This window comes from Ectothiorhodospira sp. 9100 (assembly GCF_022227565.1).
Classification (GTDB): Bacteria; Pseudomonadota; Gammaproteobacteria; order Ectothiorhodospirales; family Ectothiorhodospiraceae; genus Ectothiorhodospira; species Ectothiorhodospira marina.
The window spans coordinates 42797-54090 of sequence record NZ_JAJNAN010000013.1 but is presented as its reverse complement, the minus strand read 5'-3'; the positions used below and the strand labels follow the sequence as shown (position 1 = coordinate 54090).

General features: G+C 63.6%; 9 protein-coding genes. 2 read left to right on the top strand and 7 right to left on the bottom strand.

Annotated features, from left to right (window positions below):
- The first annotated feature begins 193 nt into the window (after positions 1 to 193).
- A complete protein-coding gene (locus LPW29_RS06165) occupies positions 194 to 1915 on the top strand; it encodes a proline--tRNA ligase (protein ID WP_090252988.1) in 1722 nt (573 codons plus the stop codon).
- Positions 1916 to 1976: 61 nt separating this feature from the next.
- Here LPW29_RS06165 and LPW29_RS15730 read toward each other — a convergent pair whose 3' ends face one another.
- The 6 genes from LPW29_RS15730 to LPW29_RS06135 form a co-directional block, all read right to left on the bottom strand.
- Positions 1977 to 3326 carry an ATP-binding cassette domain-containing protein gene (locus LPW29_RS15730; protein ID WP_090252985.1) on the bottom strand — a complete coding sequence of 450 codons (1350 nt, stop codon included), beginning with the start codon at positions 3324 to 3326 and terminating at the stop codon, positions 1977 to 1979.
- Positions 3327 to 3331: 5 nt separating this feature from the next.
- On the bottom strand, positions 3332 to 4150 hold the full coding sequence (locus tag LPW29_RS06155; protein ID WP_090252983.1) for an ABC transporter ATP-binding protein: 819 nt from the start codon (positions 4148 to 4150) through the stop codon (positions 3332 to 3334).
- 4 nt (positions 4151 to 4154) lie between these two features.
- Positions 4155 to 5168, bottom strand: coding sequence for a branched-chain amino acid ABC transporter permease (locus LPW29_RS06150; protein WP_238627292.1), 1014 nt, complete (start codon positions 5166 to 5168; stop codon positions 4155 to 4157).
- Positions 5168 to 6043: a branched-chain amino acid ABC transporter permease gene (locus LPW29_RS06145; RefSeq protein WP_090252979.1), complete on the bottom strand. Its 876-nt coding sequence runs from the start codon at positions 6041 to 6043 to the stop codon at positions 5168 to 5170. The genes LPW29_RS06150 and LPW29_RS06145 overlap by 1 nt, the downstream gene beginning before the upstream one ends.
- Before the next feature lie 88 nt (positions 6044 to 6131).
- Positions 6132 to 7292, bottom strand: coding sequence for an ABC transporter substrate-binding protein (locus tag LPW29_RS06140; protein WP_238627291.1), 1161 nt, complete (start codon positions 7290 to 7292; stop codon positions 6132 to 6134).
- 89 nt (positions 7293 to 7381) lie between these two features.
- On the bottom strand, positions 7382 to 9871 hold the full coding sequence (locus LPW29_RS06135; protein ID WP_238627290.1) for a DUF1631 domain-containing protein: 2490 nt from the start codon (positions 9869 to 9871) through the stop codon (positions 7382 to 7384).
- Positions 9872 to 9991: 120 nt separating this feature from the next.
- On the opposite strand from LPW29_RS06135, the gene LPW29_RS06130 reads away from it, so the two are divergent.
- Complete coding sequence (locus LPW29_RS06130) at positions 9992 to 10873, top strand: HDOD domain-containing protein (RefSeq protein ID WP_238627289.1); 882 nt, start codon at positions 9992 to 9994, stop codon at positions 10871 to 10873.
- 19 nt (positions 10874 to 10892) lie between these two features.
- Here the strand turns inward: LPW29_RS06130 and LPW29_RS06125 are convergent, their stop codons facing one another.
- Positions 10893 to 11174, bottom strand: a complete 282-nt coding sequence (locus LPW29_RS06125; protein WP_090252974.1) for an acylphosphatase — start codon at positions 11172 to 11174, stop codon at positions 10893 to 10895.
- Between the last annotated feature and the right edge of the window lie 120 nt (positions 11175 to 11294).

Here is an 11294-nt window from a genome sequence, read left to right as displayed (position 1 = left end):
CTCCGCGCGGGCCGTTCGCGAACGGCCCCTACAGGTGCACGCGAATGGCCCCCAAAATTCATGGGTGATCCCCCCCTGGCCCGAAGGGGTCTACCCGAACCATATCCCCCTGACCCGGAGGGTCTACCCACCCCCGATTGATGTAAAATCCCCACCCAAGCCCCCAACAAACACGATCATCCGGAACCCCTACATGCGTGTATCCCAATTCCCCCTGGCAACCCTCAAGGAAACCCCGGCCGACGCCGAGGTGATCAGCCACCAGTTGATGCTGCGGGCCGGCTACATCCGCCGCCTGGCATCGGGGCTGTACACCTGGATGCCCCTGGGACTGAGGGTATTGCGACGGGTGGAAGCCATCGTCCGCGAGGAAATGGATCGCGCAGGCGCCCTGGAAGTCCTGATGCCGGCCGTGCAACCGGCGGAACTGTGGCAGGAATCCGGCCGCTGGGACCAGTACGGACCCGAACTGCTGCGCCTGAAGGACCGCCACGACCGCGAGTTCTGCTTCGGCCCCACCCATGAAGAAGTGATCACCGACCTGGTGCGCCGCGAGATCAACAGCTACCGCCAATTGCCCGTCAACTTCTACCAGATCCAGACCAAGTTCCGGGATGAAATCCGCCCCCGCTTCGGGATCATGCGCGCCCGGGAATTCCTCATGAAGGACGCCTACTCCTTCCACGCCAGCCCGCAGAGCCTGCACGAAACCTACCAGGCCATGTACGCGGCCTACACCCGCATCTTTCAGCGGTGCGGCCTGGATTTTCGGGCCGTGCAGGCGGATACCGGTTCCATTGGCGGCCACCACTCCCACGAATTTCACGTGCTGGCCGATTCCGGCGAAGATGCCATCGCCTTCTCGGATGCCAGCGACTATGCCGCCAATGTGGAACTGGCCGAGGCACCGGCCCTGAACAGCGAGCGCCCGGCCCCTACCGAAGGCATGCGCATCGCGGACACCCCCAACGTCCGCACCATCCAGGACCTGGTGGAGGGCTTCGATGTGCCGGTGGAGAAGACCATCAAGACCCTGGTGGTGGCAGCCTCCGAGGAAAACGCCACCCAACTGGTGGCCCTGCTGGTACGTGGCGACCACGAACTCAATACCCTGAAAGCAGAAAAACTGCCCCAGGTGGCCAGCCCCCTGCGCATGGCCAGCGAGGTGGAGATCCGCGCTGCCATCAGCGCGGGGCCCGGCTCACTGGGGCCGGTCAACCTGCCCATTCCCTGCATCGTTGACCGTTCCGTGGCCACAATGAGCGATTTCGCCGCCGGCGCGAATCAGGACGGTAAACACCTGTTCGGCATCAACTGGGACCGGGACACCCCGCTGCCCCAGGTGGCTGATCTGCGCAATGTACTGGAGGGGGACGCCAGCCCCGACGGCCAGGGCACACTGGTCATCCGTCGTGGCATCGAAGTGGGTCACATCTTCCAACTGGGAGACAAATACAGCCGCGCTCTGGATGCCACCGTGCTCGACGAGCAGGGCCATAACCAGATGATTTCCATGGGCTGCTATGGCATCGGCGTCTCCCGGGTGGTGGCGGCGGCCATCGAACAGAACCACGATGCCCGCGGCATCCTCTGGCCCCAGGCCCTGGCCCCCTTCCAGGTCGCCCTGTGCCCCATCAACGCCCACAAGTCCCAGCGGCTTCGGGACGCGGTGGAAGGGCTGTACCGGGAACTGACCGAAGCGGGCATGGAGGTGCTGTTCGACGATCGAGGCGCCCGCCCCGGGGTCATGTTCGCCGACATGGAACTGATCGGCATTCCCCATCGGGTGGTACTTGGGGAAAAGGGCCTGGATGCGGGTGAGGCAGAGTACAAGGGTCGACGGGACGCGGAGGCGACCCTGGTGCCCCTGGAAGGGCTGGTCACATTCCTGAAGGAGCGGATGCAGGCCGCGTAAGCCCTCGGCGATTCCCTGAACGCCACCACCTTCGGGCGCCCCCCCGGCGGCCCGGAGGTCTTCAGATGCCCAGGTAGGCCGCCCTCACCTGCTCGTTCTCGAGCAGGTCCTCACCACGCCCTTCCAGCACCACCCTACCCGCCTCCAGCACATAACCGCGATGAGAGGCAGCCAGGGCCTGGGAGGCGTTCTGCTCAACCAGAAAGATGGTGATGCCCTCCTGGTTGAGTTCGCGAATGATGTCGAAGATCTCCTCCACCACCAACGGCGCCAACCCCATGCTGGGCTCGTCCAGGAGCAGCAACCGGGGCCGGGCCATGAGCGCGCGCCCCATCACCAGCATCTGCTGCTGACCGCCGGAGAGCATGCCGGCCAGTTGGCGCTGCTTCTGCCGCAGGATGGGAAAACGCCCATACACCCGCTCCAGATCCTGCTCCACCTCCTGACCCCGCCCGCGCGTGTAGGCCCCCATGAGCAGGTTGTCGTGCACCGTCATGTCACGAAAGACCTGCCGCCCCTCCGGCACCTGGATAATCCCCTGCGCCACACGACGGTGGGACGGCCAGCGGCGCAGATCCTCTCCCTCATAGGTCACACGTCCGGCATCCACCGGCTGCAGCCCGGAGAGGGCCATCAATAACGTGCTCTTGCCAGCGCCGTTGGCACCCACCAGAGAGACGATCTCGCCGCGCCGGATGGTCAGATCCACCTCATGCAGTACCTGGATGCGCCCATAGGATGACACCAGCCCCTGGATGGTCAGCATCTCGTGACGATCCGGCGGCACCTCCATGCGCGTGGGGTGACTGATCCCCAGCCCGCCCACGTGCTCCGGCGCCAGGTTGATGATGCGATGGCGCAGGTCACGGAACTCCTCCCGCACCCGCTCGCCGAACAGGGGATCATTGTACTGGTCCCGGGCCTCGGCGATGGCCGTCCAGTCCGCCTCGGTCAGCACCTTGAGGGCCTGTGGAATGAGGATCTGCTCTTCCAGGAGGATGTGCCGGCGCAGGGTCTGATTGAAGCGATCCAGGGCCGTGCATAGTTCCTCCCCCCCCTCGGGCCAGTGCTCCACGCAGCGGTGCAGCAGCACGCGCAGGTGCTGCAGGGCATCATGGGCCGTCAGATAGTCGGCTTCCAGTTCGTCCAGTTCCTCGAAGGTACCTCCCGCGCGGGCCCGCAGACGCTCAAACAGCAGAATCTCGTTGGGGCGACTCTGCACCCGCTCGGAGTAATGCTCGAAATAGTCCAGGATGGCATTGATCAGCACCTCGTCCGGCTCGGAGCCCTGCTGATCCATATCCTTTTGCAAGCGATCCAGCAGCAGGATGATGCGCCACAGGTTCAGGTGTTCCTCGGAAATCGTGCCCGTGGCACGCTGACTGGCAGCGCCTTTGTGCGGTTGGTTCATGGCTTTCAGCCCCCCAGGTAGGCAGCAATCACGTCGGGATTGTGGCGTACTTCCTCCGGCGTGCCCTCCGCCAGTTTGCGTCCGTAATCCAGTACCAGCACCTGGTGGGAGATGGCCATGACCAGCTTCATGTCGTGCTCCACCAGCACCACCGTCACACCCTGATCGGCGATGCGCACAACCAGCCGCTCCAGGGCGGCTGTCTCGGCGCTGTTCAGGCCCGCCGCCGGCTCGTCCAGCAACAGGATACCCGGTTCCGTGGCCAGGGCCCGGGCGATCTCCAGGCGCTTGAGGGCACCATAGGGCATGGCCGAGGCCTCGGCCTCCAGGTAGGCCTCGCAGCCCACAAAGCGCAGCAACTCCCGCGCCTTCTCCCGACAGGCCTGTTCACTGCGCCGCAAGGAAGGCCAGCGCAACAGGGCCGCAAGAAAATTTCGCTTGAGATGAAGATGCCGGCCCAGCATGACATTCTCCACCGCTGACATGTTCATGCAGACCTGCAGATTCTGGAAGGTACGGGACATGCCGCGCCGGGCCAGACGCTCGGGCGCCATACCCTGTATGGGTTGCCCATCCAGAAGCACTTCCCCCCGGTCCGGCTGGTACAACCCGGTGATCAGGTTGAACAGGGTGGTCTTGCCTGCCCCATTGGGACCGATCACGGCATGGATGGCCCCGGCACGGATGTGGAAGGTCAGATCCTCCACCGCGTGCACGCCACCAAAGGCCTTGCTCAGGGACAGGACCGCCAGATCGGCACCGGCACGTCTCCCCTTTTCCTCGTCAGGTTCCACAGGGTCGTTCTGTGACGGGACCGCATGCATCGATTCAGTCCTCCTGTCCCGACGACCGGACACGACGCGGCCAGCTGCGTTGCAGCAGACCACTGAGGGTTGGCAGCAAGCCCCTGGGCATGAAGATCATGGTGAGCATCAGGATCAGCCCGAACATCATCATCTCGTACTCGTGAAAGTCCGTGAGCAACTGGGGCAGCAGCAACAGCAAGACAGCCCCGATGATCACCCCGTAGGTGGACCCCATGCCCCCCAGAACCACGATGGTGATGAGTTCGATGGAGTGTTCAAACGTGGCCAGCTGGGGCGTGATGAAACCGGTGTAGTGGGCAAAGAAACTGCCCATGAGGCTGGCATACACTGCCGAGATGACAAAGATCAGCAGCTTGTAATGGCTGGTATCGATCCCTACCACCCGGGCCGCCACTTCGGAGCCGCGTACCGCCCTGAGAGCGCGACCAATGGGCGAATCAACCAGGTTCTGGGCGATCCACACCGCCAGCAATAACAGCACGCCGGCCAGGGCATACCAGGCCAGGGCGCCGGACACCGTCATTCCCAGCACCGGGTACTCATCAAAGATGCTCAACTCAAAGCCCATGACGGAGAAAGGGGCCACCGGAATGCCATCGGGCCCGCCGGTGAGCCAGCCCTCGTTGTTGATGACGATGGCGATGATGATGCCCAGGCCCAGGGTAGCCATGGACAGGTAATGCCCCTTCAGCCTCAGGATGGGACGACCCACCAGCCAGGCCAGGGTGGCCACCAGCAGGGCGGCGCACAGCAATGCGGGCACCGGCGCCCAGCCATAGGTGCCAGTGAGGATGGCACTGCCGTAGGCCCCCAGGGCAAAGAACGCCGCATGCCCCAGGCTCACCTGACCCGCGTACCCCACCAGCAGGTTGAGCCCCACGACCGTCGCGGCGATCAGGGCCACCTGGGTGGCAATATCCAGATAAAACTCATCGTTCAGGACGATGGGCACCAGCAGCAGCACGATGGCCAGTACCGGCAGGCCCGGTATCTTCGAAGGGACGGACAAACGCATCACACCCGCTCCGCCACGCGACTGCCAAACAGGCCACGGGGCATGAACAGCAGGATCACCAGGATCAGCAGAAAGGCCACCGCGTCCTTGTAATCGGAGGAGATGTAGCCCGCCGTCATGGCCTCGGCGATACCCAGCAGCAGGCCGCCCACCACGGCACCCACGCCGCTGCCCAGACCGCCGATGGCAGCCGCCACAAAGCCCTTGAGGCCCAGCATGATGCCGATGTCATAGGAGGTGAGGGTGATGGGCGATGCCACCGCACCGGCCACGGCACCGAGAATGGCCGCCAAGGTGAAGGCCAGCATGACCACGAACTGAATGCGCACCCCCATGAGACGCGCGGCCTGCCGGTTCATGCTGGTGGCGAGAATGGCCTTGCCCACCAGGGTGCGGGTGAAGAACAGGGCCAGGGCCAGCACCAGCAACGTGGTCACGCCCAGGATCCACAGGCTCTGGGTGTACATGACCGCCCCCATGACCTCAATGGATTCTTGTTCACTAAAGGACGGCAGGGCATGGTATTCCTTGCCCCAGATCACCTGGGCAAGGCCCCTCAGGAAGATGGAGGCGCCGATGGTGATGATGATCAGGGTGACCACATCCGCCTGACGCGCGGGGGCGATGGCGAGTTGGTGCAGCAGCGCCCCCAGTACCGCCGCCAACAGGATGGCCAGACCAATGGCCAGGGGCATGGGCACCCCCATGCCCAGCAGCGACAGGGTGGCCATGCCGCCGATCATGATGAATTCACCCTGAGCGAAGTTGATCACGTGGCTGGCGTTGTAGACCAGGGTGAATCCGAGGGCCACCAGGGCATAGATGGCCCCGGTGGTGACGCCGGAGAACAGGTACTGGAGAAACTCGGCAAACATGCGGGACTCGAGGCAGACTAGGGATGGGTCATCGAACAGACCCCGTGTGGAGACTGACCGGGCGCCATGCAAATGACGGATAGGGATCTCAGTGAATCAATACCCAGCCACCGTCGCGAACCTCCAACAAACGGAAGGACTCCGGCTCAAGGCCGTTATGATCCTCTGGTGCCATACTGAAGACTCCGGTCACCCCCACAAAGCCCTGGATGGATTCCAGCGCCTCACGAATGGCCTTGGGATCGGTGCTGCCCGCCTGTTCAATGGCATGCACCGCCAGGTGCAGGGCGTCGTAGGCATAACCGCCAAAGGTGGATACAGAGGTGTTCCAGCGTGCCTCGTAGGCCTGCTTGTAACCCTGAACCACCGGTTTCTGCGGGTCCTCATCCGGGAGAGCATCGGGCACGAGCAGCGCCGAGGCGGGCAGGCGCACGCCTTCGGCAGCTGATCCCGCCAGATCCAGGAAGCGGTCGGAGGCGACGCCGTGGGACTGATACAGGGGCAGATCAATATCCAGGTGGGCATAATTGCGGGTGACGATGGCCGGCCCCTGCCCGAAACCGAAATTGAACACCGCCTCGACCCCCTCCGTTGTGCGGATACGGGTCAACTGGGACGTCATGTCCGTGTCCTGGGGGCCATAGGTCTGGTCTGCCACCACCTCGATGCCGAATTGTTCGGCCACTTCCAGGGTCTGCTCCCGACCGGAGCGACCGAACCCATCGGTACCGGAGATCAGTCCGATGCGGGTGATACCGCGATCCTGCATATCGGCCAGGACACGCTCCGCCGCCATGCGATCCGACTGGGGTGTCTTGAACACCCAGGGGTTCACCGGTTCAACGATGGTGAGGGCACCGGCCATGGAGATCATCGGCGTGCGGGCCCGTTGGGCCAGCGGCACGGCAGCCAGGGTGGTTCCGGTAGTACTCCCGCCAATGAGCACGTCCACCCGATCGCGGCGCAGCAACCGGTTGGCGAAGTTGCGGGCCTCGGAGGCGCTGCCACCATCATCATAGTGGACCAGATGCAAGGGGCGGCCCAGCACCCCACCCTGTTCGTTGATGCGCTCCACGTACATCTCCAGGGTCTTGAGCTCCGGGTCACCCAGGAAGGACGCCGGACCGGTAGCGGAGACGAAGGCGCCGATGCGTATGGGCTCATCGGAGGCCGGGGCAGGCCCGGCAAGGGCCAGGGCAAGGAGGGTCGTGACAGCGGCAAGACCGCGCAGCAGGCTCTTCTTGTTCACCGGGTACTCCCGTCTGTGGGGGTGGACAGATGGAAAAACCCGCTAATAAAACCACAAACCCATCATGGGTGGCTAGGGGCGCCACCGGATTACCCCGCTCTCAGGCTGGACATGAGGGTTTCAATGGCCCGATCAAAGACGGGCACATCCTCGATGATCCGCGCCCGGCCAGCCCTGAACTCCGCCGCCAGGGCATGGGAGGTCATCTCTCGAACCTTCAGGCCCTGACGATTGACGAAAAAGTACTTGCCACTGATGAGACTTTTCCAGGACAGCTTGATCCGCTCGGGCTGATTCTCCGCATCCAGCAGTTCCAGCCAGGTGCCCTCGGCCAGTTCCCGGGCGGTCATCAGATGCAGATCCTCCACGGCATCGTCCCCATTCGCTTCTTCCTCCGGCCACGCCGGCGTGGCCTGACCAGGCACGCTGAAGCGACCCTCGGAGATCAGCTGATTGATTTCCGCCACTTTGCGGGCCATGAAGGAACGACCATCGTGGATATCCTCAGGAATGCCTTCCGGCGGGGCCTCACGAGCCGATGGCTGAAGAAGGGGATCCGGCCCGCCCCCCCCATGAGCGGGTACCGGGTTCACGGCCTGCGCCTGGGCAGCGGGAGCCGCTGAGGCCTTCACCTCCTCCGGGTCCATCGGCTCGTCCGGATCCAGCCCCTCGATCGGGGCCAGTGCAGCGGCATCCTCGGAGGGGAGGGGCTTTTTCACCATCCGGGTGTGCTCTTGTGCCAACAGGGCCATGACCTGCTGCTGCTCTTCTGGTGGCCGCGCCATACGGGTCATGCCATCCTGGAGTGCCTTGAGCAACGAGGGCAGCAGGCCCATGAGTTGCTCCCGTTCATCCTGACGTTGCTTGGGAATAAGGCTCCATACCAGCAGCGAGGCCACGTTCAAGGCCTTTTGCCATAATTGACTGTGCTGACCATTCTTCAGATAGATCAACACCAGCAATTCCTTCCATGTGTGGCGCAGCAGATGATCAACGGGTTCCGGCAGGTCACGCCCATCGATCACCCGCTCAATGGCCTCGTCGGCCACCCCCCGGGCCAGCAGCAGATTCTCGCGGCCCTGAGTGGCCAGGGCCGCCTGTTCCTCCCGCTGGGCGGCTCGTTCGGCCTGCTGGGCACAGAAGGTCTGCAGATCCTCAAGGACCGATTCGAAGATGCCCACATCATCCTCGAAGTCGTTCAGCAAACGCTCCACCAGGGACTCGATCTTGACCTTCAGCCCTTCCTCTTCATCGGCAGCCTCGGACCACCCCACGCCCACCCGGGATAATTCCGTCAGCAGGCGACGGGCCGGATGGCGCTTGCGACTGAAGAAGCTCTTGTCCAGCAGCGCCACCTTGAGCACGGGGATCTGCAAGCGACCAATGAGTTCCTTGATGGGGGCAGGCAACGCAGCGTCGTCGAAGATGAATTCGAACAGCATGGCCACAATATCAATGGCCGATTCGTCCATGCCGTTCAGGGCGACTGTCTGATCCCCCCCCGTGTTCAGCGCACCAACCACGGCGCCCTTGAGTTCCGCGGCCCCGCCTGTGGCAACGCCCATATGCCCCTGGGAGGGCAGCGAGGAAAGCGCGGCGATCACCGACCCCATGTCGGCCGTGACCGTTCCGGCATGCCCGTCAACCGCACCGCCCGAGCCAGAAGACCCGCCTGGCGCACCCGGCCCCATCATCCCGGGCCGACCACGCGGTTGGGCAGCAGCCCCCTGGCCTCGACGCCCCACCCAGTGTCGCAGCAGCGCCACCAGATCACCCTCGTCGTCATCGCCATCGGCCTCTTGCGCCCCCGCCCCGTCCGCATCATCAGCCGTGGAGCCACCCAAGGCCCCTCCACGGGGCTCCGGGCCACCCCCCCCTCCCCGACTCTCATGGCGCAGGTCCGGGAGGATGCGCATCTCCACCAGATAACGGTTGATCTCGTGATACAGCGGGCCCAGGCGGGTGACCACGAATTGGTCAAAGAGCTTGAAAATGATCAGACGGATGCGGATATCCACGTCCAGCACCTGCATGGCATCCCGAAACCCTCGGCAGAACGCAATGGGGTCTACCGGGTTGTCCTCCTCATTCAAGCGGGATTGCTCCATCACTGCGGCCAGACGACGCGCGATGGCCTGCAGGTCGTGTTCATTCAGTCGCCGGGCCTTGCCCACCATGCCATCAATGGCCAGGTTTTCCTCCAGTTCCTCCTCATCCACCAGGCTGAGTTCGTCCGACTCGACGGTCGACGCCCTTGGGGTTCCGGGCTTGGCGCGCAGACACAGATCGAAGACCCGCGCCATCTGCGTGGCATACTCGCTTTCCATGGTGGAGCGCTGCCGCCGCAGTTCCCGCATGGCATCGAAATAGGCTGTCTGCGAGCGGTTGTCCTCGGCCTTCTCGGCCAGCTTGAACAAGGCATCGTCGGCATTGTCCAGCATCTCCCGCAACAGCGGTTCCACGTGACGGGTCGACAGGTTGCGGCAATGCCCCAGAATCTGGATGGGCAGGCGCCCCCCCGCCTTCTGTTGGCCTGGGGCCTTGAACGCGACCACGTTTTGTACGGCTTTCTCGTTCATGGCAATGCCCTGGGGTTGCTTCAAACCGTTCCCGGCACGGTTGACTTCAGTGTCTTATAGTCCATAGTTAGGTTCGGGAAACGCGACAAGATTCAAATATTTTCGAGACCAATCAAGCGCATGGGCGAACTTTCAGACAAGCGGTTCGATCTCGACGACCTATTGAAGGACGTCTCGCACCTGATTTCTCCGCCGGAGATCATCATCCGGCTGCGCCAGGCACTGGAGGCACCCCACTCTTCGGCCAACAGCATTGCCGCCATTGTGACACAGGACCCCAACCTGAGTGCCCAGGTGCTGCACCTGGCCAACTCGGCCATGTACGGCCTGCCGAACCGGATCGATACGGTCTCCCGGGCCATCTCCATTGTCGGTACGAGGGCCCTCTACCATCTGGCCCTGGCGGTCAGCGCAACGAACACCTTCTCGCGCCTGCCATGCGAGCTGGTCAACGTGGCCGTATTCTGGCGTCACAGCATCTTCACGGCCCTGGTGGCCCGCTCCCTGGCGCAGCGCTGCCATGTACTGCATCCAGAAAGATTATTTGTTGCCGGGCTGCTGCATGATGTGGGCAGTCTGGTGCTGTACAGCCAGTACCCGGAGGCGCTTCGTGAGGCCCTGATGATCTCCCAGGGGAACGAACAGGTACTGGCGGAACAGGAGCGGGAAATCCTGGGGTTCGATCATGCTGACGTGGGCGGGGAACTGCTGCGCATCTGGGGCCTGCCACCGGTCCTGCAGGAGGCCGTGGGGCGGCACCACCGGCCCGGCGCGGCTCATCAGGCCAGCCTGGAGGTATCGGTGGTGCACCTGGCCGATGCCCTGAGCAATCGCACCGAGCAGGGCAGTTTCAGTGAATATGGCGGCTACGCGTGTCTGGTGGATCCAGGCATCTGGACGACGCTGAAACTGGAGGAAGAAGACACGGACGACATCTGGGACGAGATCACGCCCCAGTTTCTGGAAATCCTCACCGTCATCGTACCCCGGGCCAGGGCCTGAGGCCGGGGTTCTTGGCACCTCAACGTGTGTGGAATCCCGGCTCCACCCGTCCGGCGAAGGCCTCGCAGTCGACACTGTCCACCCGGGCCTTGGGTGGCCCCTGGCGCAGCCATTGCCCGAGTGACTCAAGTGCGGATTCCGGACCCTGGGCCACGACTTCCACGCGCCCATCCGACAGGTTCATGGCATACCCGTCCAGTCCCAGCGCTTGCGCCTTGTCCTGGGTGGAAGCCCGAAAGAACACACCCTGCACCCGGCCTGATATCCAGCAACGCATGGCCTGATGGTCGGCTTGCGACATGATGCTTGACTCCGTATCGGTCTGCCTTTCGGCAGGTAGTGGGTATCACAACGCGGAAGGGCCCGCCAAGGCGGGCCCTCTGATCGAGCACTGCGGCTCTGATCACCCCCCGGGCTCAAA

Bases quoted from the DNA above. Each gene is read 5' to 3' on its own strand.
- LPW29_RS06165 (WP_090252988.1), top strand. From the start codon at position 194: ATGCGTGTATCCCAATTCCCCCTGGCAACCCTCAAGGAAACCCCGGCC.
- LPW29_RS15730 (WP_090252985.1), bottom strand. From the start codon at position 3,326: ATGAACCAACCGCACAAAGGCGCTGCCAGTCAGCGTGCCACGGGCACG.
- LPW29_RS06155 (WP_090252983.1), bottom strand. From the start codon at position 4,150: ATGCATGCGGTCCCGTCACAGAACGACCCTGTGGAACCTGACGAGGAA.
- LPW29_RS06150 (WP_238627292.1), bottom strand. From the start codon at position 5,168: ATGCGTTTGTCCGTCCCTTCGAAGATACCGGGCCTGCCGGTACTGGCC.
- LPW29_RS06145 (WP_090252979.1), bottom strand. From the start codon at position 6,043: ATGTTTGCCGAGTTTCTCCAGTACCTGTTCTCCGGCGTCACCACCGGG.
- LPW29_RS06135 (WP_238627290.1), bottom strand. From the start codon at position 9,871: ATGAACGAGAAAGCCGTACAAAACGTGGTCGCGTTCAAGGCCCCAGGC.
- LPW29_RS06130 (WP_238627289.1), top strand. From the start codon at position 9,992: ATGGGCGAACTTTCAGACAAGCGGTTCGATCTCGACGACCTATTGAAG.
- LPW29_RS06125 (WP_090252974.1), bottom strand. From the start codon at position 11,174: ATGTCGCAAGCCGACCATCAGGCCATGCGTTGCTGGATATCAGGCCGG.